At 66.2% G+C, this 24,761-nt stretch carries 20 protein-coding genes and 1 pseudogene; 14 read left to right on the forward strand and 7 right to left on the reverse strand.

The window, feature by feature from the left end:
- Positions 1–117: 117 nt before the first annotated feature.
- Positions 118–744, reverse strand: a pseudogene (locus I6F09_RS37760) (hybrid sensor histidine kinase/response regulator); the annotation flags it as partial.
- 262 nt (positions 745–1,006) lie between these two features.
- On the opposite strand from I6F09_RS37760, the gene thiD reads away from it, so the two are divergent.
- From thiD to I6F09_RS26175, 4 genes are all read left to right on the forward strand, one after another.
- Positions 1,007–1,807 (forward strand): bifunctional hydroxymethylpyrimidine kinase/phosphomethylpyrimidine kinase, encoded by an 801-nt coding sequence (gene thiD, locus I6F09_RS26160; protein ID WP_036015562.1) that lies wholly within the window; start codon positions 1,007–1,009, stop codon positions 1,805–1,807.
- Between the two features lie 339 nt (positions 1,808–2,146).
- Positions 2,147–2,959, forward strand: coding sequence for a UDP-2,3-diacylglucosamine diphosphatase (locus tag I6F09_RS26165; RefSeq protein WP_128264429.1), 813 nt, complete (start codon positions 2,147–2,149; stop codon positions 2,957–2,959).
- 13 nt (positions 2,960–2,972) lie between these two features.
- Complete coding sequence (locus I6F09_RS26170; RefSeq protein WP_225189402.1) at positions 2,973–4,016, forward strand: glycosyltransferase family 1 protein; 1,044 nt, start codon at positions 2,973–2,975, stop codon at positions 4,014–4,016.
- A 63-nt stretch (positions 4,017–4,079) separates the two neighbouring features.
- Positions 4,080–5,063 (forward strand): threonine/serine dehydratase, encoded by a 984-nt coding sequence (locus I6F09_RS26175; protein ID WP_225189403.1) that lies wholly within the window; start codon positions 4,080–4,082, stop codon positions 5,061–5,063.
- Between the two features lie 187 nt (positions 5,064–5,250).
- Here I6F09_RS26175 and I6F09_RS26180 read toward each other — a convergent pair whose 3' ends face one another.
- Positions 5,251–7,062: a caspase family protein gene (locus I6F09_RS26180; RefSeq protein ID WP_225189404.1), complete on the reverse strand. Its 1,812-nt coding sequence runs from the start codon at positions 7,060–7,062 to the stop codon at positions 5,251–5,253.
- 165 nt (positions 7,063–7,227) lie between these two features.
- Here I6F09_RS26180 and I6F09_RS26185 point away from each other — a divergent pair, with 165 nt between their 5' ends.
- Genes I6F09_RS26185 through I6F09_RS26195 form a run of 3 tightly spaced genes read left to right on the forward strand, consistent with a single transcriptional unit; the run spans position 7,228 to position 8,634 of the window.
- The gene (locus I6F09_RS26185) at positions 7,228–7,671 is read left to right on the forward strand and encodes an RbsD/FucU domain-containing protein (protein WP_036015548.1); all 444 of its coding nucleotides are present in this window, start codon (positions 7,228–7,230) and stop codon (positions 7,669–7,671) included.
- Between the two features lie 27 nt (positions 7,672–7,698).
- On the forward strand, positions 7,699–8,238 hold the full coding sequence (locus tag I6F09_RS26190; protein WP_225189405.1) for an AAA family ATPase: 540 nt from the start codon (positions 7,699–7,701) through the stop codon (positions 8,236–8,238).
- Between the two features lie 36 nt (positions 8,239–8,274).
- The gene (locus tag I6F09_RS26195; protein ID WP_225189406.1) at positions 8,275–8,634 is read left to right on the forward strand and encodes a hypothetical protein; all 360 of its coding nucleotides are present in this window, start codon (positions 8,275–8,277) and stop codon (positions 8,632–8,634) included.
- Between the two features lie 11 nt (positions 8,635–8,645).
- Here the strand turns inward: I6F09_RS26195 and I6F09_RS26200 are convergent, their stop codons facing one another.
- Both I6F09_RS26200 and I6F09_RS26205 read right to left on the reverse strand, forming a co-directional pair.
- Positions 8,646–8,999 carry an ADP-ribosylation/crystallin J1 gene (locus I6F09_RS26200; protein ID WP_109145717.1) on the reverse strand — a complete coding sequence of 118 codons (354 nt, stop codon included), beginning with the start codon at positions 8,997–8,999 and terminating at the stop codon, positions 8,646–8,648.
- 126 nt (positions 9,000–9,125) lie between these two features.
- Entirely contained in the window at positions 9,126–10,562 is a 1,437-nt protein-coding gene (locus tag I6F09_RS26205) for a hypothetical protein (RefSeq protein WP_225189407.1), read from the reverse strand.
- Positions 10,563–10,637: 75 nt separating this feature from the next.
- Here I6F09_RS26205 and I6F09_RS26210 point away from each other — a divergent pair, with 75 nt between their 5' ends.
- Positions 10,638–11,834 (forward strand): MFS transporter, encoded by a 1,197-nt coding sequence (locus I6F09_RS26210; RefSeq protein WP_225189408.1) that lies wholly within the window; start codon positions 10,638–10,640, stop codon positions 11,832–11,834.
- Here the strand turns inward: I6F09_RS26210 and dgcA are convergent.
- Positions 11,804–12,799: an N-acetyl-D-Glu racemase DgcA gene (gene dgcA / locus I6F09_RS26215; protein WP_225189409.1), complete on the reverse strand. Its 996-nt coding sequence runs from the start codon at positions 12,797–12,799 to the stop codon at positions 11,804–11,806. The genes I6F09_RS26210 and dgcA overlap by 31 nt on opposite strands.
- A 130-nt stretch (positions 12,800–12,929) precedes the next feature.
- Between dgcA and I6F09_RS26220 the strand changes: the two genes are divergently transcribed.
- From I6F09_RS26220 to I6F09_RS26230, 3 genes are read left to right on the forward strand one after another with little or no spacing between them, the layout of a single operon-like run.
- Positions 12,930–14,063, forward strand: coding sequence for an ABC transporter permease (locus tag I6F09_RS26220; protein ID WP_036015553.1), 1,134 nt, complete (start codon positions 12,930–12,932; stop codon positions 14,061–14,063).
- A gap of 2 nt (positions 14,064–14,065) precedes the next feature.
- Positions 14,066–14,848: an ABC transporter ATP-binding protein gene (locus tag I6F09_RS26225; protein WP_225189410.1), complete on the forward strand. Its 783-nt coding sequence runs from the start codon at positions 14,066–14,068 to the stop codon at positions 14,846–14,848.
- 28 nt (positions 14,849–14,876) lie between these two features.
- A complete protein-coding gene (locus tag I6F09_RS26230; protein WP_225189411.1) occupies positions 14,877–15,743 on the forward strand; it encodes an MlaD family protein in 867 nt (288 codons plus the stop codon).
- 143 nt (positions 15,744–15,886) lie between these two features.
- Here the strand turns inward: I6F09_RS26230 and I6F09_RS26235 are convergent, their stop codons facing one another.
- The gene (locus tag I6F09_RS26235) at positions 15,887–21,655 is read right to left on the reverse strand and encodes an apolipoprotein A1/A4/E family protein (protein WP_225189412.1); all 5,769 of its coding nucleotides are present in this window, start codon (positions 21,653–21,655) and stop codon (positions 15,887–15,889) included.
- Positions 21,656–22,051: 396 nt separating this feature from the next.
- Here I6F09_RS26235 and I6F09_RS26240 point away from each other — a divergent pair, with 396 nt between their 5' ends.
- Both I6F09_RS26240 and I6F09_RS26245 read left to right on the forward strand, forming a co-directional pair.
- A complete protein-coding gene (locus tag I6F09_RS26240) occupies positions 22,052–22,426 on the forward strand; it encodes an Hpt domain-containing protein (protein WP_085969292.1) in 375 nt (124 codons plus the stop codon).
- Between the two features lie 164 nt (positions 22,427–22,590).
- Positions 22,591–22,911: a 2Fe-2S iron-sulfur cluster-binding protein gene (locus I6F09_RS26245; protein ID WP_008143731.1), complete on the forward strand. Its 321-nt coding sequence runs from the start codon at positions 22,591–22,593 to the stop codon at positions 22,909–22,911.
- Between the two features lie 130 nt (positions 22,912–23,041).
- Here I6F09_RS26245 and I6F09_RS26250 read toward each other — a convergent pair whose 3' ends face one another.
- Entirely contained in the window at positions 23,042–23,509 is a 468-nt protein-coding gene (locus I6F09_RS26250; protein WP_036030229.1) for a thioesterase family protein, read from the reverse strand.
- A gap of 182 nt (positions 23,510–23,691) precedes the next feature.
- Between I6F09_RS26250 and I6F09_RS26255 the strand changes: the two genes are divergently transcribed.
- Positions 23,692–24,720, forward strand: coding sequence for an NAD(P)/FAD-dependent oxidoreductase (locus I6F09_RS26255; protein ID WP_036015581.1), 1,029 nt, complete (start codon positions 23,692–23,694; stop codon positions 24,718–24,720).
- The last annotated feature ends 41 nt before the right edge of the window (positions 24,721–24,761 follow it).

The following is a 24,761-nucleotide window of genomic DNA, read 5'->3' on the forward strand; positions in this document are numbered from 1 at the left end:
TCGCCGCCGGTCGCGAAATGCCGCGCCTGGCCGTCGGGCGCCGCATCCGCCCAGCATGCCGACGTTGCGGTTCATCACCCCGTCGGCACGGTAGCCGAACAAGCGCTCGCAGGCCGGATTGAACAGCAGGATGCGGTCCTGCGCATCGAGCAGGATGACGCCGTCGACCGCGGTCTCGACGATCGCGGTGAGGCGCGCCACGCTCTCGCGCATCGCGCGCTGGGCGTCGCGGACCTGCTGCAGCAGCAGCGTGGCGTCGCGGCTCTTGATTTCCTCCTCCTCGAGCGCGGCCTGGACCTGTCGCAGCTCGAACGGCGAGGGGATCGTGAGGATCTTCGGCAGCAGCGGCCAGAGCGCGGCGGCGGTGAAGACCGACGCGACCGCCGTGGCGGCCTTGAGCATGCCCTCGATGCCGTAGATCGGAACCCAGAGCGTATAGATCGACAGCACGTGGGTCAGGCCGCACGCCATGATGAAGATCGCGAACGCCCAATAGACCCAGCCGAACTTGAGGTCGCGCCGCTTGGTGACGAGGATAGCGAGGGCGAACGGGATCGAGAAATAGGCAGCGGCAATGCTGGCGTCGGAAACGACGTGAAGCCAGATCAGCTGAGGCTCCCACAACAGGCAGATGCCGTGCGGCGACAGCATGGACGAGTCGAGGAGACGTTCGAAGAAGGCCCACATCGTTCCACCCCAAGGAGTCTTGTTCAGGTGGCTTGCAGGGCCGGCGGCCCGCAACATGGGGGCGCTGGACGGTTCCACCACCTGACGTCTCGCGTAACCGGCGAAGCACGCTAAGGTACGCGACTATAGCAAGGGTCCGGCGCCGTTGCATTTTCAAGCCCGCATCATTGCGGGCCTTGGTCCGCGCTATGTCCGACTGATTCGCAAGGCACGCAATTGATTCGCGAATCACGCCTGGCGGCGGCCGGCGCGCTTGCTGACGCTCCACGGTCGCGCTACGAGAGGCCATGGCGGCCTCCTCAAGCACATGTCTCCCGCGATGACGACCCCGGTCGCACTCACCATCGCCGGTTCCGATTCGAGCGGCGGCGCCGGCATCCAGGCGGACCTGAAGACCTTTGCCGCGCTCGGCGTCTATGGCGCCTCCGTGATCACGGCGCTGACGGCGCAGAACACGCGCGGCGTGACCGGCATTCACGCGGTGCCGGCCGGGTTCGTCACCGAGCAGATCGACGCGGTGTTCTCCGACCTCGACATCGGTGCGGTGAAGATCGGCATGGTGGCCCAGGCCGCCAGCATCGATGCCATCGCGGCCGCGCTGTCGCGCTGGGCGCCGCGGCATGTCGTGCTCGATCCCGTCATGGTGGCGACCTCCGGCGACCGCCTGCTCGCCGCTGAAGCCGTCGACGCCCTGCGCACCAGGCTGATGCCGCTGGCTGCCGTGATCACGCCGAACCTGCCGGAGGCTGCGGCCCTGCTCGATGCGCCGGTGGCGGCGAGCGAGGCCGACATCGAAAGCCAGGGACGCCGCCTGCTGGCGCTGGGCTGCCGCGCCGTCCTGATCAAGGGCGGGCACGGGGAGGGCGCCGAGAGCACCGACTATCTCGTCACTGCCGAGACCGCGATCGCGCTCGCCGCGCCGCGTGTGGCCACCCGTAACACCCATGGCACCGGCTGCTCGCTGTCCTCCGCCATCGCGGCCGGGCTGGCCAGGGGCGAGGACCTCGAGGCCGCCGTGCGCAACGCCAAGGCCTGGATCAGCGCCGCGATCGCCGCCGCCGACCGCTTCAGCGTCGGCCACGGCCACGGGCCGATCCATCATTTCCACAAGTTCTACTGAGGCGGGCACCTGAACGCGCGCCCCATCCTTCGAGACGACCGCTTCCAGCGGTCTCCTCAGGATGAGGCTAAGCAGCACTGTGCCCGTTGAAGCTAGGGCCGCACACTCGGTCCTCATCCTGAGGGCCCGCCAAGGGCGGGCGTCTCGAAGGATGTGCCGCGGGGAGGTTTGCCTCAGAGAAGAGCGGGGGCTTGCGCCCCTGCGGCGCCATGTCGCCTGATTGTCGCATGCGACTGATATTCGCGGGGAGGGCGAGGCAAGGCGTGATTCGTATTTGAAGGTGCCTCAAGGGTTCAATCGGTCATCCCCCTGTCACGGGACATTGTTACAGGCTGGCGCATGGGAAGTTACGATGTGAGTGACGAGAGCCCGGAGCGGCGCTTTCGCACGTTGTTCATCTCCGACGTCCATCTCGGGGCCCGCGGTTCACAAGCCGATCTTCTGCTCGACTTCCTGCGCTACCACGATGCCGATACGATCTATCTCGTCGGCGACATCGTCGACGGCTGGGCGCTGAAATCGAGCTGGCACTGGCCGCAATCGCATAACGACCTCGTCCAGAAGCTTTTGCGCAAGGCGCGCAAGGGCGCCAAGGTCATCTACATTCCCGGCAATCACGACGAGTTCCTGCGCAACTATTACGGTACGCATTTCGGCGGCATCGACGTGGTCGAGAACACGGTTCACACCGGCGCCGACGGCAAGCGCTATCTCGTCATTCACGGCGACATCTTCGATCTCGTGGTGCAGAACGCGCGCTGGCTCGCCCATCTCGGCGACAAGGCCTACGACTTCGCGATCCAGATGAACCGCCTGGTCAACTTCTTCCGCCGCCTGTTCGGCGTGCCCTATTGGTCGCTGTCGCAATGGGCCAAGCAGAAGGTCAAGAACGCCGTCAACTATATCGGCGCCTTCGAGCAGGCGCTCGCCGCCGAGGCGCGGCGTCACCAGGCCGACGGCGTGATCTGCGGCCACATCCACTACGCCGTGATCCGCGACGAGGGCGGCATCCGCTACATGAATTGCGGCGACTGGGTGGAGAGCTGCACCGCCCTGGTCGAGCATGACGACGGTCACTTCGAGATCATCACCTGGGCGGATCAGTTGCGGAAGCCGGAGCAGGTGCCACAGGTCGCAGCCAGAGCTGCATAACAAGGACCTCTTGATGCGCATCCTGGTCGCGACCGACGCCTGGCACCCGCAAGTCAACGGTGTGGTTCGGACGCTGACCAAGCTCGCTGACGCTGCAAAAGCGCTCGGCGTCGAGTTCACGTTCCTGACGCCGCAATCGTTCCGCACCTTCGCGATGCCGAGCTATCGCGACGTGCGCCTCGCCATGCCGCGCCCGGCCCGGATCGCAAGGCTGATCGAGGAGGCGCGTCCCGACAGCATCCACATCGCGACCGAAGGGCCGATCGGCCTGATGGTCCGCCGCTATTGCCGCCAGCGCAAGCTGCCGTTCACGACCAGCTTCCATACCCGCTTTCCCGAATATGTCCGCGCCCGCGTGCCGGTGCCGGGCTCGCTGATCTGGCGGGCGCTGCGGCGCTTCCACAGCGCCAGCCGCGCCGTGATGGCGGCGACGCCGGCGCTCGCGCGCGAACTGACCGAGCGCGGCTTCGACAATGTCGTGCTGTGGCCGCGCGGCGTGGACACCACGTTGTTCCACCCGCGCGTCATCGATCTCTGCCTGCCGGCACCCGTGTTCCTGTCGGTCGGCCGCGTCGCAGTCGAGAAGAATCTCGAGGCGTTCCTCGACCTCGACCTACCCGGCACCAAGGTGGTCGTCGGCGACGGCCCGGCGCGCGCCTCGCTGGAAGAGGCCTACCCCGATGCGATCTTCCTCGGCGAGAAGCACGGCGACGAACTGGCGGATATCTACGCGGCCGCCGACGTGTTCGTGTTCCCGAGCAAGACCGACACTTTCGGCCTGGTCCTGCTGGAGGCGCTCGCGAGCGGCCTGCCGGTCGCGGCCTTCCCCGTGAAGGGTCCCCGCGACGTGATTGGCGATGCGCCGGTGGGCGCGCTCGATCACGATCTGCGCAATGCCTGCTTCGCCGCGCTCGATATCTCCCGGCAGGACTGCGTCGCGTTCGCCGCCAATTACACCTGGGAGGCCTCTGCAACGGTCTTTATCGACAGCATTTTGGCGGTCGGGGCGGTGCTGCCCGGTCGGAACGCCGCGGAACAGCCGCGTTTCGTGGCTTGAGGCAAGAAATCCTCTCGCGGAGGTGTCTTGCCCGGGCCTGATCGGCCGCGATAGCATTCCGCCATGACCGAACAGGCCCTTCCGGTCGGCCCTGCCGACATCGATGCCGCAGCGCGCGTGATCGCGCCTTACGCCATCCGCACCCCGCTGTTGTCCTTCCCCGTGCTCAACGAGCGCGTCGGTGCGAAAGTGTTCCTGAAGCCGGAGATGCTTCAGCGCACCGGCTCGTTCAAGTTCCGCGGCGCCTTCAACAAGGTGTTCTCGATCCCGCAGGACAAGCGCGCCGGCGGCGTCGTTGCGTTCTCCTCCGGCAACCACGCCCAGGGCGTGGCGGCGGCGGCAAAGATCCTCGACATGCAGGCCACCATCGTGATGCCAGCGGATGCGCCGCTGTCGAAGCGCGAGCGCACCAAATCCTACGGCGCCGAGGTCGTGCTGTACGACCGCGACAAGGACGACCGCGAGGCGATCTCGCGCGGCATTGCCGAGAAGCGCGGCGCGACGCTGGTCAAACCCTACGACGATCCGTTCGTGATCGCAGGGCAGGGCACCGCCGGCCGCGAGATCGCCGAGGACATGGCAACGCTCGGCCTCGGCCCCGACATCGTGGTGGCGCCGGCCTCCGGCGGCGGCTTGATCGCGGGTGTCGCGACCGCCGTGAAGGCGCGCTATCCGCAAGCCGAGATCGTGGTCGCCGAGCCCGAGGCCTTCGACGATCACGGCATTTCACTCAGCGCAGGCCATCGCGAGCCGCATCCGCCGGCCGGCCGCACCATCTGCGATGCGCTGATGGCCCTGATGCCGGGCGAGATGACGTTTGCGATCAACAGCAAGCTCTTGGCGCGCGGCGTCACGGCGTCGGACAAGGAAGTCGGCGCGGCGGTCGCCTTTGCCTATCGCGAGCTGAAGCTGGTGGTGGAGCCCGGCGGCGCGGTGGGGCTTGCTGCGCTACTCTCGGGCCGCCTCGATGTCGCCGGCAAGAACGTCGTCATCGTGCTGTCAGGCGGCAATGTCGATGCGGATCTGTTCGCGGAGCTGGTGGCCTGATCGTCATTCCGGGGCTCGCGCAGCGAGAGCTATGATGCGCAATTGCGCATCTGAGAATCCATAACCACGATCGGGAGTATGGATTCCGGGCCTGCGCCTTACGGCGCATCCCGGAATGACCAAGAACAGACATGAAGAAGGGGCAGAGCGTTTCCGCTCTGCCCCTTTGTCGTCTCGCTCGCCGCAATCAGTGCGTGAAACCGCCGCGACGGTTGCCGCCATTGTTCATGCTCGGCGCTTGGTTCATCGACTGCCGGAAGTTGTTGTTGCTGCTGACCATGCGGCTCGGCATCGTGTTGAGCTGCGGGCGGGTGTTCTGCACGTTGGTCTGCACCTGCACCTTCTTCACCGGGTTATTGTTGAGCTTGACGATGCCGGTGTTGCCGTTGTTGAGCCGGATCGGGCGGTTCGGAGTCTGCACGTTGACCGGCTTCGACTCGATGTTCGGGCCACCCTTGCCGACATTCACCGGCATGGTCACGATCTTGCCCGGCTTGATGGTGCCGCCATTCGGCATGGTGCTGGTCGCAGGCAGGGTCACGATCTTGCCGATGCCGACCTTGCCGTTGACCGTGTTGGTCGGCGCAGGCAGCGTGACGATCTTGCTCGGGGTCTGCGGCGGCGTGCCGTTCTGCGGGTTCGGCTGGTTGTTGCCGGCAGGCAGGGTGACGATCTGGCCGCCATTGCCGAGCTTGCCGACGACATTGCCGTCGAGCGGCTTCTGCACGACCGGCAGATTGCCGTTCACCTGCGCGCCATTGCCCTGCTGCATCAGCGGCATGTATTTGGGCTGGCCGAGATTGCCGATCTTGATCGTCGGAGCAATGGTCTGCGGCGCCAGGAACTTGGTCGCCTGCATCAGGGGGATCTGCTTCGGCTGCACCTGCAGCTTCAGCGCGACCTGCGCATAGGGACTGTTGCCGTAGCTGTCATAGAAGCTCTTGTAGGCGAGCGGCGAGTTGGCGAGCACCGCCTTGTGCCAGGCCTGCGAGATCAGGATGTTGTTGAGCAGCCAGCGGATGTGGTCGCACAGCGGGTCGTGCGGGTACATCCGGATGAACTCCTGATAGTACTCCGGCCGGCCCTCGGACACGACGTAGTCATAGGCCTGGCGGGTGGAGCGGCTCGGCAAATTGGAGGCCATCTGCACGACCGGCGCCTTCACCGGCGCGCGGTTGGCGGCAACGGCGGTGTCACCGAAGAAGGTGAAGTCGCTCGTCAATGACGAGCTCTCCCACGGAATCTGCGCGCCGCTGGTGGTCTGGTTGACCTGCAGGCGCACGCGCTTGAACAGCTGCTCGATCGGCACGTTGGGCTCGCGCGCGACGTTCAGGAACGCCTGTGTGTACGGGCTGTGGCCATTGGTGCCGTCGAGCGCCTCGGCACCTGGCGCGGTCGAGTAGCCGACGATCGAGCCGTTCGGCGCATCGACGATTGCCAAGCCACGGCCGGCGTCGTTGATTTCAGGGAAAGGGTTGTTGCGGCAGGCATCGAGGATGACGATGCGCATGCGGCTCGGGATCGTCTCCAGCGTCGACATCACGTCGACGAGGCGCAGCGAATTGTTGACCAGCTCGGTCGGGCTGGAAACCTTGGCGTCGACCGGAACGAGATAGTTCTCGCCGGCGAGCTGCACGCCGTGTCCGGCGTAATAGACCATCGCCACCGTGTTCGGACCGCGCGAGGCGACCTTGGCGGAGAAGTCCTGGACGACGCGGAGCATGTCGTTCTGGGTCAAGTCGGTCGCGGCGACCACTTCGAACCCGGCGGAGTTCAGGAACTGCGCCATCGACTGGGCGTCATCGTCGGGATTCGCAAGCTGCGGCGCGTTCTGGTAGTTGGCATTGCCGATCACCAGCGCCACCCGCTGCTCCGGGCCTTGCAGCGCGGTGGGGGCAGGCTGCACGGGGGCGACTTGCGCGGAAACGGGCCCGCAGGCGAAGCCGAACAGGCTTCCCAGCAGGCTCGCCGTCATGAAAAAGGGCTTTAGGCGGAACATGGCGTGCTCCTTTGGCACTCATCTCGATGCGAGATTGGTTGCGCGCAAGCTTGGCCGCGTTCGACCCTTGCGGTCCGTGATCCCTGTCACCATGCTGGCCTCCGTGATCTGAATCACGCTCGGAACCTGCTATGGTTGGCGATCGATTGGGAGGACGTCCGCCACATGCTGAAATCGATCGATCCGATCCTCACCCCCGATTTGCTCTGGCTGCTCGCCGCGATGGGCCATGGCGACGACCTCGTGTTCGTCGACGCCAATCACCCCGCCACCCGGATCGCGCAGAGCACCTCATCGCAGCGCCTGATCCAATTGCCGGGCATGACGATGGAAACTGCCATCCGGGCCATCATGTCGGTCTATCCGCTCGACGATTTCGATCCCGATCCGGTGCGTGTGATGATGCCGGTCGACGATCCCGACCGCGTGCCCGAGGTGCAGCGCGCCGTGCTCGCGGAGATCGCACGTGCGGCTGGCCGGCCGGTCACGCCCGGCAAGCTCGCGCGTCCCGATTTTTATCGCGCGGCAGCGGCAGGCTTTGGCGTCGTGCAGGTCGGTGACAGCAGGGGCTATGGCTGCTTCCTGATCAGGAAGGGCGTGATCGGTTAGGAATATCATGAAGCATCCTCACTGATCGTGTTCGGCGGCCTTCCAGGTACCGGTAAGACGACGATCGCTCGCGAACTCACCGCCAGGCTGGCGGCAACCTATCTCCGTATCGATGCGATCGAGCAGCCATTGCGGGACGCAGGTTTCATCGTCGGCGCAGCCGGCTATGCCGTTGCCAACACGCTCGCCGCCGAAAACCTCAAGCTCGGGCGCATCGTCATCGCGGACTGCGTCAATCCCGTGCTGGCAAGCCGCGCCGGATGGCGGCAGACTACCTTGCGAACCGGCGCAGGCATCGTCGAGATTGAAGTGATTTGCAGCGAACCGGCGTTGCACCGGCAGCGCGTGGAAAACCGGCTGCCTGACATTGACGGTCACAGGGTCCCAACCTGGGATGACGTCGTGAGCCTGACTTACGAGCCGTGGGATCGGGAGCACTTGGTGCTCGATACGGCCGAGAGTTCGCTCGATCATGTCCTGGACGGCGTTGAAGCGCATGTGCGCACAAGATCGGCTAGTCGTCTTACTGGCGTTTGCTGGGACGAAACGCCTCGCACTCGAATTTGAGTGGCCTTCTCGCATCCGCCTGTCTATCGTCGATTCATGTCTCGCCTTCTGTGTCTCTTCGTTGCTGTCGTCCCGTCGCTGCTGCCGGCTGTGGCACCGGCCGAGCCCGTGCAAAAGCGCCCCAAGCCGGTCTGGAAGGGCTACGGCTTTCTGCCGGGCTATCGGCAGCCGCTCAGCAACAGCATCCCGCTCTACAAGCAGAAAGACGCCATGCGCCGCCTGTCGCGCGCCGACCGGCGCCATTGGTACATCGACCCGGTTCCACAATATTATCGCTGGGACGGCGAGTGGCACTATTTCGGTCGCCCCGGATTCAACGGCGGCCGCTACAACGGCGGCAGCTATGGCCCGTGCTGGACGCGCACGCCGATCGGTCCGATCTGGAATTGCGGGTGAGGCGCTGACAGTCAGGGAAAGCTGCGGACAACCTCGATCAAGCCGACGATTGCGGCATTGAACGCATCGAGGTCCTCGGCCGGAATCCAATACTCCAGATGTGAGCGTCCGCCCGCTTCCTGCGCATCGTATTTTTCGATGAAGCTGCGCTTGACTGCAAAACGGGTCACGAAGCCCGATCCGCTCGCCGGGACATTCCAGTCCCGCGCGATCTTGATGGCGTAGTCTTCGGTCAGCACCGGATAGAAGATCGGCTGGTCGGGCAGGCGCGGCGGAAACGCGCCCATGCCGGATTGCTGGATCAACTCCAGCTCTTTTGGACCGACGGGCCGCCAGAGAGTGAGGGTATCTTCGGTGGGGGACATGGGCGTGAGGTCCAAGATCGACCGTCGTCGTTGCGAGCGCAGCGAAGCAATCCAGAATCCTCCGCGGAGACAGCCTGGATCGCTTCGCTGCGCTCGCAATGACGGTGTGGGGGGAGTGCGCGCCCCTTACGAAAAGAACGCGATCTTCTCGGCCTGGGTCATGCGGCGGATCGGGGCGAGCGGGTCGTTGGCCGGTGCGCGGGGTTTTTGCAAGATGCCGCTGGCGAGGATGGTGGCGCCGAGCGAGGCGTCGGACATGGACGCGGACATGGACGCGGGCAGGGGCGAGGGCATCGGCAGCGTCGCGGTCGGGGCTGCCGCCATTGATGCTGCGGCCGCCATGGCCGGTGCCTGCTGCTCCATCACTTCGGCGGCGGCTTCCGCGATGGCGTCGGTGAGGCGCGCGAGCGAGTCCAGCGCGATCGGCGCGTCCGCGGCGGGCTCTTCGGCGATGGCTGCGAGGACAGGCTCGGCTGCGACCGGCTCCGGCTGTTCGGTGGCAATAGGCGCCACGACATCCGAGAGCGCCGGCTCCGGCGTCGCGGCTGCCATCTCCACCGGCTCGATGATCTCGTCAAACTCGGGATCGGGCGCGGCCATCTCCATCGCGATGGCCTCGAGGATGGCTTCGTCCTCGGCCTCGGCTGCGGCGTCGAGCGAGAACTCCTCGCTTGCTTCCGTCAAGACCTCCGGCTGAGCGGCCGGCTCTTCAAACGCGACGGCTTCGAGCTCGGCATCATTAGGCGCGCCGCTTTCGAGCGCCGCGCTTTCGGAAGGGATCTGGCTTTCGGCCGCGATCCCCTGTGCGGCAGCCGCGTCCATGGCCTGCTCGGCCATGGCGGAGGTTTCAGCGACGGCCGCTGCTTCGACGGCCGCATCGAGTTCCGGAGCTGCCGCGATCTCTTCGCGTGTCTCCGTAAAAGCCACGGATGCATCGCCCGCCATCGCCGCCGACTCGACGGGCGAGGCTGCTGCGACTGATGACGGCGCCTCCTGCGCCGGAGCAGGCGCGGCCTGCGGCGTTGCGTCGCCGTCGAGCTGCTCGACTCGATCCTTCAGCAGATCGAACGCAGCCTTGAGCTCGATCCGGGGATCGAGGGTCGAGATCTGCCCGCAGGCGGCCTCGATCGAGGCCAGCTGCGAATCAATGAGGTCGCAGATTCGCCCGTCGGCGCCGATCTCGCGCCAGCGCCAGGAGATCTCCTTGATGATGCGTACCCCGCGCGGGATCGGCGCGAGACTCGCCTCGATCGCGCCGGGATCGAACGCGGCGAGCGCGATCGTCTCGGCCTCGCGGATGGCGCGGCGGATATCGACCAGCGCCTCGGGCAGGCGGTCTTCGACGACCGGTTGCCGCTGTGCCGCAAGGGTTTCCTCGATTTTGGCAACCGCATCCAGCACCATGCGCGTGTCGGCATTGCGGTTGCGCTTGGCATATTCGCCGAGGAACCAGCGGCCGCGCGCGGTCTCCATGAAGGCTTCGCGGATCGCGTCGTAATCCTGCTCGTTCGGCGCGGCCGCGCGGGCAGACATTGGCGAGAGGGCGAATGCTTCGTTGGCCATGACAATCTCGTCGCGCAAATCAGTGCGCGTTACTGTAACGATCACCACGATATCGACCGAATCGCAATTGGTTTGATGCAGTCCGAATCACAAATCCCCATCGCGGCAGCGACGAAGCGGCGATTCGCCGTGAGCCTCGCCGTGTTCTATTCGGCCTTCTTTGCGGTCCTGGGCACGCATGTGCCGTTCTTCCCGGTCTGGCTGAAGGCGATCGGCATCGACGCTGTCTGGATCGGCATCATCGCCGCGCTGCCGGCGATCACGCGCTTCACCACGCTGCCGCAAGTGACCGCCTTTGCCGAAAAGCGGCAGGCCATTCGCGCCGCCATCATGGTGTCGGCGCTGGCCACCGCGATCGGATTTACGATGGTCGGCCTGCAGCAGCAGCCGCTGGCGCTGTTCCTGGTCTACGCGCTGACCTGCACGATGTGGACGCCGACGATGCCGCTGACCGATGCCTATGCGCTGCGCGGTGTCGCCCGCTACGGGCTCGATTACGGACCCCTGCGACTGTGGGGGTCGGCGGCGTTTGCCGCCGGCTCGCTCGCCTGCGGCTATCTCGTCGACATCATTGCTCCGCGCGACCTGATCTGGGTCATCGTGGCCTGGGCCGTCGTCGCGGTCGCAGCCAGCCTGCTGCTGCAGCCGCTCGACGATCTCAGGCACAGGACGCCGGAGCGGCACGCCGGCAAGCCGCTGCTGCGCGATGCAACCTTCTGGGCCGTGATCGCGTCGGCGGCGCTGATCCAAAGTAGTCACATCGCTTTCTACACCTTCTCGGCCATCAACTGGCAGCTGCAAGGCATCAGCGGGCTGACCATCGCGGTGCTGTGGACGCTGGGCATCGTGGCAGAGATCGTCGTGTTCGCGCTGTCGCCGCGCTTCTCGCTGCAGCCGTCCACGCTGATAGCCATCGGCGGCGTGATCGCCGTGCTGCGCTGGATCGTCACCGCGAGCGAGCCGCCGCTCGTGCTGCTCGCGATCGCCCAGCTCGGCCACGGCTTCAGCTTCGGCCTGACCATCGTCGGCACCATGAACCTTTTGGCGCAGCGCGTGTCTTCGCATCAGATCGCGCGCGGGCAGGGCTATTACGCCGCCTGCAACGGGCTCCTGGGGGCGGCGACGTCGATCGCATCAGGCGTGATCTACGCCCGCATCGGCGACAATGTCTATTACGTCATGGCGGCGATGGCCGCTGCCGGTGCCATTCTGATCTGGTCGGCGCGGCATCGCCTCACGGCTCAGCCCCAGAGCGAAGCGTCCGGCGGGTAGACCAGGCTGCCGTCATAACGCAGGCCGTGGTCGCGGTCGCGCGCCAGCAGCAAGGGGCCGTCGAGATCGACGAAGCGCGCCTGCGGCGTCACCAGCATTGCAGGCGCCATCGACAGCGAGGTCGCGACCATGCAGCCGATCATGATCTCGAAGCCGAGCGCCCGGGCAGCATCGGCCATGGCCAGCGCCTCGGTGAGGCCGCCGGTCTTGTCGAGCTTGATGTTTACGGCGTCGTAGCGTTCGCGCAAGGGCGCAAGCGAAGAGCGGTCATGCACGCTCTCGTCGGCGCAGACGGCGAGCGGGCGCCTGATCCGCGCCAGCGCTTCGTCGCGGCCTGCCGGCAGCGGCTGCTCCACCAGGGTGACGCCCGAAGCGGCGCAGGCGGCGAGATTGGCCTCCAGATCGGCCTCGGTCCATGCCTCGTTGGCATCGACGATCAGCTCGGCCTCAGGGGCGGCCTTGCGCACGGCCGCGATGCGCTCCGGATCGCCGTCGCCGCCGAGCTTGATCTTGAGCAGCGGACGGTGCGCCGCTTTGGCGGTCGCGGCGGCCATGGCCTCGGGGGTCGCTAACGAGATCGTGTAAGCCGTGGTGCGCTCTTCCGGGGCCGGGCGGCCCAGCAGGTTCCAGGCGCGCAAGCCCGCCGCCTTGGCCTCAAGGTCCATCAGGGCGCAATCCAGGGCGTTGCGGGCCGCACCTGATGGCATTGCGGCCTGGAGGGTCTCTCGCGTCAGCCCGCCCGCGACGGCCTCCTGCATGGCCTGGATCGCAGCCAGCGTCGCCTCCGGCGTCTCGCCGTAGCGGGGATAGGGCACGCACTCGCCGCGTCCGGTCAGGCCGCCCCGGCTGACCTCCGCCACGACCGTGACGGCCTCGGTTTTGGCGCCCCGGCTGATGGTAAAGCTGCCGGCGATCGGGAAGCGCTCGATTCGCGTCGCCAGAGCTGCAAATTTCATGGAAGTCATTTTGAACTCTGGCGAAATCTGAACCTGCTAGTTACCTCTAGCAACTAACATTAACCCTTGGGGATACCTTCTCTGGGTAAGGGCGCGTGCGCAATCATCTGATTTTCTCCGCCCCGGCACGGGAGCGGACATGAGTGGCGATCCGAAGCTGGAACGGATTGCCAAGGGCAACGCCCTGGCACTGTGCGCCACCGGCACCTGGACCGCGAGCTTTGCGCCGGTCCTGGAGCGGATGGTCGCCGATGCCGAGAAGCTTGCAGACACCCCGCAAAGCATCTTCATCGACGTCTCCGAGGTCGCCAAGCTCGACACGTTCGGCGCCTGGCTGATCGAGCGGCTGCGCCGCAGCCTGACCAAGGGACCCGTCGAGGCCCAGATCGCGGGCCTCTCCGCCAATTATTCCAGCCTCGTGGACGAGGTGCGGCGGGTCAGGGCGACGGCCATGGTCGACAGCGACCCGATCACCATCTCCGGCATGCTGGAGCAGATCGGACGGGCCGTGGCCGGCGTCGCCGGCACGGTGGCGGGCCTCGTCGACATGCTGGGCGCCGTGCTCGCGGCGTGGTTTCGCGTCCTGATCCATCCGCGCTCGTTCCGCCTGACCTCGACCGTGCACCACATGGAGCAGGTCTGCTGGCGCGCGGTGCCGATCATCGTGCTGATCACCTTCCTGATCGGCTGCATCATCGCGCAGCAAGGCATCTTCCATTTCCGCCGCTTCGGCGCCGACATCTTCGTGGTCGACATGCTCGGGGTGCTGGTGCTGCGCGAGATCGGCGTGCTCCTGGTCGCGATCATGGTCGCGGGCCGTTCGGGCAGCGCCTACACCGCCGAGCTCGGCTCGATGAAGATGCGCGAGGAGATCGACGCGCTGCGCACCATGGGGTTCGATCCGATCGAGGTCCTGGTGCTGCCGCGCATGATGGCGCTGGTGCTGGCGCTGCCGATCCTCGCATTCCTCGGCGCCATGGCCGCGCTCTATGGCGGCGGTCTGGTGGCCTGGCTCTATGGCGGCGTCCAGCCCGAGGCCTTCCTGCTGCGCCTGCGCGACGCCATCTCGATCGACCATTTCATCGTCGGCATCGTCAAGGCGCCGGTGATGGCCGCCGTGATCGGCATCGTCGCCTGCGTCGAAGGGCTCGCCGTGCAGGGCAGCGCGGAATCGCTGGGTCAGCACACCACCGCGTCGGTGGTGAAGGGCATCTTCTTCGTCATCGTCATGGACGGCATCTTCGCCATCTTCTTCGCCTCGATCGGGATGTGACGATGGCAAGAGAAACTCAAAGCGAGATCCAGGACCCGATCATCCGCGTCCGCGGCATCACCGTGCAGTTTGGCTCAACGCGCGTGCTGGACGGGCTCAACCTCGACGTCAAGCGCGGCGAGATTTTGGGATTTGTCGGCCCCTCGGGCGCGGGCAAGTCGGTGCTGACGCGCACCATCATCGGCCTGGTGCCGAAGGTCGCGGGCTCCATCGAAGTGTTCGGCGTTGACCTCGATTCATCGAGCGCGTCGCAGCGGCGCGACGTCGAGCGGCGCTGGGGCGTCCTGTTCCAGCAGGGCGCGCTGTTCTCATCGCTGACCGTGCGGCAGAACATCCAGTTTCCGATGCGCGAATATCTGCGCGTCTCGCAGCGGCTGATGGACGAGATCACCATGGCCAAGCTCACCATGGTCGGCCTCAAGCCCGAGGTCGCCGAGCGTTTCCCGTCCGAGCTCTCCGGAGGCATGATCAAGCGCGTGGCGCTGGCGCGTGCGCTGTCGCTCGATCCCGACCTCGTCTTCCTGGACGAGCCGACGTCGGGCCTCGACCCGATCGGCGCCGGCGACTTCGACGAGCTGGTCCGGACGCTCCAGCGCACTTTGGGGCTGACGGTTTTCATGGTAACCCACGACCTCGACAGCCTATACACAGCATGTGACCGCATCGCCGTTTTAGGGAACGGTAAGATCATTGCGGCAGGGTCGATCGCCGACATGCAGGCCTCGCAGCATCCCTGGCTGAGGCAGTATTTTCATGGCAAGCGCGCCCGCGCGGTCATGGGTTGAGAGCTGGGTTGAGTAGCCGGAGCACCTGATGGAAACGCGGGCGAACTACATTTTGATCGGCTCGTTCACGCTGGCGGTGATCGCCGCCGCGATCGGCTTCGTGCTGTGGTTTCAGTCGCTGCACACCACCAAGCAGCGCAGCCCCCTGCGCGTCGTGTTCGAGGGCCCGGCGGCGGGCCTGCGCAACGGCGGCAGCGTCAATTTCAACGGTATCAGGGTGGGCGAGGTGGTCTCGGTGAAGCTGGACAACCCGCGGCGGGTTGTCGCACTCGCCATGATCGAGAATAACGCCCCGATACGCAAGGACACCCTGGTCGGCCTCGAATTCCAGGGTCTCACCGGCGTTGCGGCGATCTCGCTGAAGGGCGGCGAGGAGGCCGCGCCGGCTCCGCCGCTCGACCAGGACGGCATCCCGACGCTCACGGCCGACCCCAACAAGCTCCAGGATGTCACCGAGGCGATCCGCGCCACGCTGCAGAACGTCAACAAGATCGTCGCCGACAATCAGGAATCGGTGAAGAACTCGCTGAAGAACCTCGAGACCTTTACCCACTCGCTGGCGCGCAATTCCGAAAAGATCGACGCCGTGATGGCCAAGGTCGACGGCGTCATGCTCAAGGCCGACAATCTCATGCTCGGCCTCAACACGCTGGCCGGCGGCAAGGATGGCGGCGAGCTGTTCCAGGCGGTGAAGTCGATCCGCGAGCTAGCCGAAGATTTCGACAAGCGCTCGGGCGCTCTGATGGCCGACGGCCGCCGCACCCTCGGCGACATTAGCCGCGCCGTGAACAATTTCGACCGCAACCCGACCCGCGTCCTGTTCGGCGCCAGCAACTCGTCGCAGCCCGCCCCGCCGCCCGAGCCGCCGAAGCCTGCGACAGCGCCGAGGCGTTAGGCGGTAGGAAAGCGCGAATGGGGAGTGGCGAATAGCGAGTAGCGTATACAGCCTTCCTCACGGATCGATCCCAAACAAAAACGGAGCCCGCGAGGGCTCCGTTTTCATTCGCTATTCGCTATTCGCCATTGGCGAGCTTCCGCTCACCCCAGCCGGCCCGCCGCGTGCGCGAGCAGGGTGTAGACCAGGCCCGTCTCCGAGATCAGGTGGCTGCGCAGCTCCTGCGGGCCGCGGCCGTCGCGGGCGACTTCGTCGAGCAGGCGCTCGAACTCGGCGACGTAGCGGTCGACCGTGCCCTTGAAGTTGCGGTCGGCGCGGTACTTGCGGGCGACCTCGTCGAAGGCCTTCTGGCCGGCGGGCGTGTACAGGCGCTTGGTGAAGGCCTTGTTCTCGCCGCGCTGGTAGCGGTCCCACATCTCGGCGGCGAGGTTGCGGTCCATCAGCCGGCCGATGTCGAGTGACAGCGATTCCAGCGGATTGCTGCTGGCCTGCGGCGCCTGCGGCTGCGGCGCGGGTGCCGCGCGGCCGCGGGGAGCCTGACCGGCCGGTGCGCCCTGATTGGCGTCGGTGCGGTTGAGCAGGTCCGACAGCCAGCCGTCACGGCCCTGGTCGTTGCCGCCGGGTGCGACCGGCGGCGCTTCGGTGCGGCGCGCGGCCGGCATGCCGAGGTCCGGCGGCGGCAGCGTCGAGGCGCTGCCGATGTCGCGCATGCGGGTCTCGGGAGCCCGGCTGCCGACGGCCGCCAGCACCGGCTCTTCCTGGCGTTGCACGGTGGCGCGGCCCGCCGTGGTGACGTCGAGCCCGCGGCCGTGCTGGGCCACGATACGGTTGAGCTCGGCGAGCGCCTCGATCTGGTCGACGATCACCTTGCGCATCTGCGCCGTGCTCTCGGCGGCCTCCTGCGGCATCTCGAGTACGCCGCGGCGCAGCTCGTTGCGGGTGGCTTCGAGCTCGTTGTGCATCTCCAAAGCCATCTGCTTCATGCTGGCGACGAGGTTGGTGAACTTCTCGGTCGACTGCTTGAACATCGTATCCGCCTCGTCCGTGGTCTGGCGGTAGATGTCGTGCATGGCCTCGATGGTCTGCCGGTGCTCCTCTTCGGACGCCGCGCGCACCGCCTCGAACTGGCGGGTGATCGCGGCCGAGCCTGCGCCGGCGGTCTCGGCGACGACGCGGGCGATGTCGCGGGCGCGCTCTTCGGCCGCGGCAAGCGATTCATCGAGCAGGCCGGTGAAGCGCGACAGCCGCTGGTCGAGATCGGCCGTGCGCAGGTCGATCGTGGTGACGAGCGATTCCAGTGCCTGCTTGCGTTCGGCGAGCGAGGCAGTGGTGTTCTTGTTGCTCTGCTCGACGACCTGCGCGGCCTCGACCAGCGCCTGGCCATGCTTGTCGAACTGGGTCGACAGCTCGCCGAGATCCTGCAGCGCCTTCGTGGTCTTGCTGTTGAAGACGTTGAGCTGCTCTTCCAGGTTCTGCGTCGCCGCGCCGTTGCGCGAGGTGACGTCGTTCATCGCCGAGACAAAGTCGGCGACGCGGGTCACCAGCGCCCGCTCGAGCGAGTTGAGGTTGTCGTGCGCACCGGTCAGCACCTCCTGGAGCAGGATGTTGCCTTCGCGCAGGCGCTCGAACAGGGCGACCGTGTCGGTGCGCAGGATCTTGCTGGTCTCCTGCATCTCCGTCACGGCCGCGATCGAGACCTGGCGCGACTGGTCGATCGCGGAACGCGAGGCCTGCTCGAGGTCCTTGAGCGACTTGCCGACGGCGCTGGTGGCGACCTCGCTCGCCGCGTTGATGGTGCGGGCGACTTCCGAGCCGTTGCCCATCATGGTCTGCGAGAAGGCCTGGCCGCGCGTCTCGATCGACTTCAGCGCGTCGGAGGTGACGCGGTCGATGTCGAGCGTGAGCTGGCTGGTCTTCGAGCCGATCGCGTCGACCAGTGCGCCGCGCTTGGCGTCGATCATGTTCGACAGGCGGTCGGCCTGCTGCTGCACGTAGGTGACGATCTCGTCGGTCTTGCCGGTCATGGCCTGACCGAAGCTGGAGCTGGCGGCGAGCACCGAGCGCTCGACGTCGGCCGAGCTCGACTTGACGCGCGAGCTCGCCTCGTTGGAGGCGGAGATCAGCGCGTTCTGGGCGTTGAGCGCGCTGGTCTGGATATCGTTGGTCGCGTTGGCGGCGGCCGCGCTCAGCGTACGCTCGATCTCGGTCGAGATCGTGCGGATCTGGCTCGCGGCGTCGGCCGAGGTAGAGGTCAGCGAGATCTGGGCTTCACGCGCGCTGTTGAGGATGGTCGAGGCGGTGTCGGCGCCGACCGCGGTCAGCGTGCGCTCGATGTCCGTCGTCAGCGACTTGATCTGGCCCGCCGCATCGGTCGAGGCGGAGATCAGCGTGCCCTGGGCCTCGCGCACGCCGCTGGTGAGCGCCTCGATGGTGGCGCCGCCGGCTGTCGCCAGCGCGCGCTGCATCTCGGCCGCGAGCGAACGGACCTGGCCGGTTTGTTCTGCGGAGACAGCAAGAAGGGTGCTCTGGGCGTCGCGGGCGCTGGTGGTGATCGTCTCGGCGGTGGTCTGGCCGACCTGAGAGAGCGAGCGATGCACTTCGGCCGCGAGCGACTTGACCTGGCTCGCCGCGTCCGAGGACGCCGTCACCAGCGTGCTCTGGGCCTCGCGGGCGCCGCTCATGATGGTCTCGGCCGTCGAGGTGCCCGCCATCGTCAGCGAGCGCTGCACGTCCGAGGACAGCGCCTTGATCTGGTTTGCGGTCTCGGTCGAGGCCGCGATCAGCGTGCTCTGCGCATCGCGGGCGCCGGCGGTGATCGACTCCGCCGTGGCGGTGCCGGCCATCGATAGCGAGCGCTGCACGTCGGCGGTGAGCGTCTTGACCTGGCTCGCCGCATCCGAGGACGCGGTGACGAGGGTGGTCTGCACCTCGCGGGCGCCGGCCAGGATCGAGGCTGCGGTGGCGGAGCCCGCCGCCGACAGCGTGCGCTCGACGTCGGCCGCGAGCCCCTTGATCTGGGTGGAGGCTTCGCCCGAGGCCGCGACCAGCGTCGACTGCGCTTCGCGCGCGCTGGTCAGGATCGAGTTCGCCGCACCCGTGCCGACCGCGGTCAGCGCCTGCTCGACCTCGGCGGAGGTCATCTTGAGCTGGGCGTTGACATCGGAGGAGACCGTCAGCAGCGACTGCTGGGCGGTGCGCGCGCCGGTCTGGATGGTCTCGCTGGTGTTGACGACGAGGTTGGTGAGCGAGCGCTCGGCGTCCTCGACATGCGAGCGGATTGCGGTCGAGATCATCTCGGCGCGGGACATCATGTCCTCGCTGGCCTGACGTCCGCTGCTTTCGATGCGGCCGGCGACGGCCTCGACGCGGGAGCCGAGCAGGTCCTCGAACTGAGCCACGCGCACGTCGATGTCGCTGGCGACCGAGCCGACCTTGGTCTCGATGGCCTGCTGGATCTCCTGGAAGCGTGCCGTGACCGTGTCGGTCAGATGCGTGCTGCGGCCGTCGATGATCTCGGTGACGCCGGTGATGCGGCGGTCGACCGCCTCGATCGCCTGCGCGGTGCCGTCGGTGAGCGTCGAGGTCAGCAGCGTCAGGCGCGTGTCGATCGACTGCACGGCCTGCGATGCGCCGTTGGTCACGGCGGTGGTCAGGTAGGTGAGGCGGGAGTCGATGGATTCGAGCGCCTGCGTCGCGCCACCCGTGAGCGTGGTCGTGAGGTGGGTCAGGCGGGTGTCGATCGACTGGATGGTCTGCGATGCGCCGTCGGTCAGCGAGCTCGTGAGGTGGTTGAGGCGCGCATCGATGGTTTCAATGGCCTGCGAGGCACCGTCGGTAAGCGAGCTCGTGAGGTGATTGAGCCGTGCATCGATTGTTTCGATGGCCTGCGACGCCCCGCCGGTCAGCGACGTCGTGAGGTAGGTGAGGCGGGAGTCGATAGACTGGATCGCCTGCGCGGCACCGTCGCTCAGCGACGTCGCCAGCGTGTTGATGCGTCCGTCGATGGTCTCGGTCATCGACTTCGCGCGGCTGTCGAACGACAGCTCGAGCGCGGCGACGCGGCCGACGAGCTGCTCGTCGAAGGTCCTGATGTGGCCTTGGATGGTGCCGTCGAGGCTGGCGATCTTGCCGTTCAGCGAGGCGTCGATATTGCCGACGCGTTCGCCGATCGTGGTCTCGAACTGCACGAGGCGCTGGTCGAGCACCGCCGTGATCTGGCCGCCGTTCGACGTGAAGCGGGTGTCGAAATCGTCGACATAGGTCTTCAGCGTCTCGGCGATGTCCTGCGTGCGCTGGCCCATGCGCTCGACGATCTCGCCGCCGAAGGTCTTCACGGTGCGGTCGAACTCGGAGATGTGGCGGGTGATCAGCGCGCCCAGCGTGCCGGAATCGCGGGCGAACTTCTCGACCAGCTCGGTGCCCTGGTTCCTCACCAGCTCGTCGAACGCGCTCATCTGCAGCGACAGCGAATCGTGCGCGGTCTCGGTCTGGCTGACGACCTTGGCGACCAGGGCGTTGACGGTGGCGTCGAGCGCCTCGCTGGCCTTGTCACCGCTCGTCATGATCTGGCCGGCGAGGCGATTGCCGGCGTCGTCGATCTTGGCGGAGATGTCGTTGGACCGCAGCTCGAGCTCGAGCAGCAGCGAGTCCGACGAGTTCTTCAAGGAATCGTGCACCTGCTCGGTACGCTCGGAGATGCCGTCGACGATCGCGGCGGAACGCTGCTCGAACTCGCCGGTGATGCGGTCGATGCGCTCGTTCAGCATCTCGTGGACGCGGTCGGCGAGGTCGACGAACTCGTCGTGGACATGGCCGGTCTTGAAATTGAGGCTGGTGGTCAGCCGCTCGCTGGCGTCGAGCACGGCGCGCGTGGTCTCGTTGCTGGCCTCCTCGAGACGGTCGAGCAGGTCGCCGCCGCGCTCGCCGAGCGCCAGGATCATGTTGTCGCCGGCATTGCTCAGCGCCTGGGTGATGTGGGCGCCGCGCTCTTCCAGAGCGCCGGTGATGGACTTGGCGACCTCGTCGACGCGGGAGGCGATCGCGTCCGAGATCAGCGCGATGTCGTGGCGCAGGTCGATCTGCACGCCGGAAATGGCGCTGCGAACCTGCTCGGCCTGGCCGACCAGGTTGTCGCGCTGATGCGCGATGTCCTGGAGCAAAGCGCGGATGCGCACCTCGTTGTCGGAATAGGCGCGTTCGAGCGCGGCGACCTCATTGGCGACCAGCGTCTCGAGCTCACCGGCGCGCGCGATCGCACGCTCGATGCCGTCGCCCATCGCCGCGACCTCGCGGCGGATGGCCTGGCCGACGGTGACCATGGAATCGGAGGCCGAGCCTTCCGGCTCGGAGAAGCGGATCGCAACCTGCGCCATCGCCTGCGCGATCATGCGCATTTCCTGGCCGCGCCAGACGAGGCTCGCGAGGAAGTAGAACAGCATGACCGGCGCGAAGAACATCGCGACAAGGCCAGCGATCACGAGCACGCCGCCGCTCTGGCCCATGGCGGCCTGGATCGAGGGCAGGAAGCCGACGGTCAGCGCGGCGCAGGCGGCGAGCCAGATGCCGGCGAAGATGGTGGCGAAGGTGTAGACGCTGCGGGCAGGGCGGCCCTTCTGCAGCGCCTGGAGCAACTGGCCGATGGTCTCGCGATCGTCGTTGGCGGCGCGGCGCGCGGTGCGCGGCTCCTCGACCGGGTCGAACACGGTCGAGCGCTCGTTGGCGGCGGGGCGCGGCTCGAAGCTCGGCTCGTCGAAGACCGGAGGCGCGGCCGGCGGCACCGGGGGCGCCGTTTCGTTGCGCATTGCGGCGTTGCGGCTGGTATCGGCCGCGGTGTCGCTGATGTTCAGAGCTTCCTGGATTGCAGAAAGCGCAACTTCTGTAGGGTCTTTGACCTTTTTCGGAGTGTTCGCCATGTTCAGTCCGAGCCCTCGTTACTTGTACGCGTCCCCCCGCGAGCCCTGCGCGCGACGCAAGCCCACAGACCGGATCATGCCGCTTGCGCGGATCTCCGAGCCGTCCCCACCCGGACGGCTTGTCCGCCAATTTCTGCAACATCCTATTGGCAGAGCGTCGCGAATGAAATGCCCGCAATTAAGACATTCTTAATCATCGTTAACAGGATCGCGCCGTAACGCCTTAGCAATCAACGCAATTCTCAACCAGACTCGGCCAATTGCGGCAACTTTTCGTCAATAAACCGGCGGATCTGCGTCAAATCCCCCAAACATTTCGTTAACCATTTCCATGCTTGGGTGAGGGGAATCTGACCGCCGGACCGGCGGCCGTCGCGCGAAGCCGGGGCCTGCGCCATGACGCCTGAACTGCAAGGGATGGACTGGATGCCTTCGCCCCCGCTTGCGCCCATCGACAGCCCGCTCGACCTCGATCACCTCTCTCGAATGACGCTCGGCGACGCTGAGCTGGAGCAGGAAGTGCTGGCCATGTTCGCGGAGCAGGCGGCCCGTCTGCTCGCGGCGATGACCGCATTGCCGGCCGAGACCGGCACGCTTGCGCACAAGCTCAAGGGCTCGGCGCGCGGGATCGGCGCCTTTGCGGTCGCTGATGCCGCTGCCAGCCTGGAGACTGCGATCCGGACCGGCCATGGCCGGCCCCACGCCTTCGCCGCGCTGAAAGAGGCGGTGGCCGAGGCCCGCGCTGCCATCGCGGCGATGCTGAAGCGTTGAGCCGATGCGGCCGGAGCTGGGTTCTAGTCGCTTGTTTTGACGCGTTTTCTTCCCGCAAAGCGGGAATCATTTGGCTTCAAAACGCTATGGCGCCGGGCTGACCGACCCGTTATAGGACAGCGGGACCCTCCTTCATTCAAAGCACCGCGGCAGCACGAGCACACATGGCCAAGATTCACTTTGTCGACCACAAGGGCGAAACCCGCACGGTGGAAATCGAGAACGGCGCAACCGTGATGGAAGCTGCGATCCGCAACAGCATTCCCGGCATCGAGGCCGAATGCGGCGGCGCCTGCGCCTGCGCAACCTGCCATGTCTATGTCGACGAAGCCTGGCGCGAGAAGGTCGGCAGCCCGACGCCGATGGAAGAGGACATGCTCGACTTCGGCTTCGACGTGCGCCCGAATTCGCGCCTGTCTTGCCAGATCAAGGTCTCCGACGAGCTCGACGGCCTCGTCGTGGCGACGCCCGAGCGCCAGGCCTGATCCGTCTCCAAGCAGACTGTCCAAGTCGACTAAAGCGCGATGCGATTAGGATGAATCGTCATCGCGCTTTAGGTTATTGTTTGAGCATGATCTTTTCGGAAAACCGCTACACACTTTTCCGGATCATGCTCTAAATGCTCGGCGGCGCGACCTCGATGCCGCGCTTGTGCCAGGGTCTGAGCTTCTCGATCACCTCTGCGGTCAGCGGCGCCGGTCGGCGCGTCGCCTCGTCGAGCAGAACGCCGACCGACGTCGCCGACGCAATGCACGTGCCGTTCGAGAACACGACCTGCTCGAATGTCACCGACGTTCGCCCGAGCTTGACCACGCCGAGGCCGAGCTCGATCGAGCCGGGCCAGTGCAGCTCGGCGCGAAAATGCATGTCGAGCCGCACCATGATCCAGGCGAGCCCCGGCGGGGTCAGCCCGTATTCGGGAAGCTTCATCAGCGTGACACGGCCGGTCTCGAAATATGTGGCATAGACCGCGTTGTTGACGTGCTGGTTCGGGTCTAGGTCGCCGAACCGGACGTTGTCGCTGAGGCGAAACGGAAAGTCCTCAAGGCGCGGGGTCGTGTCGAGGCGGGCTGGTGCGTTCACCGATTGATCTCCGTCATATCCATCCTCGTTACAGCCCAGTTATTTTGGCCCGGCAAGTGGGCGCGGCTGCGGGGCGATCCCGCTTTTATGCCTTTCCTGTTCCATCCCCGTTGGCTAGACAGGCAGGGTCACCTCTGCCCAACGGGCGCCGTCCAACCGATAACGATCGATAAAGAGACGACATGAGCGACGTGATCAAAACCGATGTGCTGATTATTGGGGCCGGGCCGTGTGGTCTGTTCGCCGCCTTCGAGCTCGGCCTTCTCGACATGAAGGCGCATTTCGTCGACATCCTCGACAAGGTCGGCGGCCAGTGTGCCGAGCTCTATCCGGAAAAGCCGATTTACGACATTCCCGGCATTCCCCAGGTTTCGGGGCAGGGGCTGACCGACGCGCTGATGGAGCAGATCAAGCCGTTTCATCCGACCTTCCATCTCGGCGAGATGGTCGAGACCGTGGAGAAGATCGGCGATCCCTTGTTTCGCTGCACCACGGATGCCGGCAAGGTGTTCGAATGCAAGGTGGTGGTGATCGCGGCCGGCGGCGGCTCGTTCCAGCCCAAGCGCCCGCCTGTGCCCGGTATCGAGGCCTATGAAGGCACCTCGGTGCATTACGCCGTGCGCAAGATGGAGACGTTCCGCGACAAGAGCGTGCTGATCGTCGGCGGCGGCGATTCCGCGCTCGACTGGACGCTCAATCTGCATCCGATTGCGAAGCGCATCACGCTGCTGCATCGGCGCGACGAGTTTCGCGCCGCGCCCCATAGTGTCGAGCAGATGCGCGCGCTGGTTGCCGGCGGCAAGATGGATCTGCGGCTCGGCCAGGTCACCGCGCTCTCCGGCGCTGACGGAAAGCTCACCGGCGCCACCGTCAAGGGCAACGACAACAGCGTCACCGAAATCGCTTGCGACACCATGCTGCCGTTCTTCGGGCTGACCATGAAGCTCGGCCCGGTCGCGAATTGGGGCATCGCGCTGGAGAACAATCTGGTGCCTGTCGAGACGTCGGCGTTCGAGACCAATGTGCCGGGCATCTTCGCGATCGGCGACATCAACACCTATCCCGGCAAGATCAAGTTGATCCTGTGCGGCTTCCACGAGGGCGCGCTGATGTCGCAAAAAGCCCATCGCTATGTCTATCCGGAGAAGCGGCTCGTGTTCCAGTACACGACCTCGTCCTCCAGCCTGCAAAAGAAGCTCGGTGTCAACTGACGGAAGCGTTCGGGGCGGCGATGCCCCATGTTTCTGGTGCT

Origin of the sequence: Bradyrhizobium sp. IC3195, from assembly GCF_020193585.1 — a bacterium.
GTDB classification, from domain to species: domain Bacteria; phylum Pseudomonadota; class Alphaproteobacteria; order Rhizobiales; family Xanthobacteraceae; genus Bradyrhizobium; species Bradyrhizobium yuanmingense.

What these genes read in the sequence shown, in the direction of transcription:
- I6F09_RS26200 (WP_109145717.1), bottom strand. Translation starts at nt 8,999, where the DNA reads ATGTCCCCCACCGAAGATACCCTCACTCTCTGGCGGCCCGTCGGTCCA.
- dgcA (WP_225189409.1), bottom strand. Translation starts at nt 12,799, where the DNA reads ATGACTTCCATGAAATTTGCAGCTCTGGCGACGCGAATCGAGCGCTTC.
- I6F09_RS26245 (WP_008143731.1), top strand. Translation starts at nt 22,591, where the DNA reads ATGGCCAAGATTCACTTTGTCGACCACAAGGGCGAAACCCGCACGGTG.
- I6F09_RS26220 (WP_036015553.1), top strand. Translation starts at nt 12,930, where the DNA reads ATGAGTGGCGATCCGAAGCTGGAACGGATTGCCAAGGGCAACGCCCTG.
- I6F09_RS26230 (WP_225189411.1), top strand. Translation starts at nt 14,877, where the DNA reads ATGGAAACGCGGGCGAACTACATTTTGATCGGCTCGTTCACGCTGGCG.
- I6F09_RS26210 (WP_225189408.1), top strand. Translation starts at nt 10,638, where the DNA reads ATGCAGTCCGAATCACAAATCCCCATCGCGGCAGCGACGAAGCGGCGA.
- I6F09_RS26235 (WP_225189412.1), bottom strand. Translation starts at nt 21,655, where the DNA reads ATGGCGAACACTCCGAAAAAGGTCAAAGACCCTACAGAAGTTGCGCTT.
- I6F09_RS26165 (WP_128264429.1), top strand. Translation starts at nt 2,147, where the DNA reads ATGGGAAGTTACGATGTGAGTGACGAGAGCCCGGAGCGGCGCTTTCGC.
- I6F09_RS26195 (WP_225189406.1), top strand. Translation starts at nt 8,275, where the DNA reads ATGTCTCGCCTTCTGTGTCTCTTCGTTGCTGTCGTCCCGTCGCTGCTG.
- I6F09_RS26225 (WP_225189410.1), top strand. Translation starts at nt 14,066, where the DNA reads ATGGCAAGAGAAACTCAAAGCGAGATCCAGGACCCGATCATCCGCGTC.
- I6F09_RS26175 (WP_225189403.1), top strand. Translation starts at nt 4,080, where the DNA reads ATGACCGAACAGGCCCTTCCGGTCGGCCCTGCCGACATCGATGCCGCA.
- I6F09_RS26180 (WP_225189404.1), bottom strand. Translation starts at nt 7,062, where the DNA reads ATGTTCCGCCTAAAGCCCTTTTTCATGACGGCGAGCCTGCTGGGAAGC.
- I6F09_RS26255 (WP_036015581.1), top strand. Translation starts at nt 23,692, where the DNA reads ATGAGCGACGTGATCAAAACCGATGTGCTGATTATTGGGGCCGGGCCG.
- I6F09_RS26185 (WP_036015548.1), top strand. Translation starts at nt 7,228, where the DNA reads ATGCTGAAATCGATCGATCCGATCCTCACCCCCGATTTGCTCTGGCTG.
- thiD (WP_036015562.1), top strand. Translation starts at nt 1,007, where the DNA reads ATGACGACCCCGGTCGCACTCACCATCGCCGGTTCCGATTCGAGCGGC.
- I6F09_RS26170 (WP_225189402.1), top strand. Translation starts at nt 2,973, where the DNA reads ATGCGCATCCTGGTCGCGACCGACGCCTGGCACCCGCAAGTCAACGGT.
- I6F09_RS26205 (WP_225189407.1), bottom strand. Translation starts at nt 10,562, where the DNA reads ATGGCCAACGAAGCATTCGCCCTCTCGCCAATGTCTGCCCGCGCGGCC.
- I6F09_RS26240 (WP_085969292.1), top strand. Translation starts at nt 22,052, where the DNA reads ATGACGCCTGAACTGCAAGGGATGGACTGGATGCCTTCGCCCCCGCTT.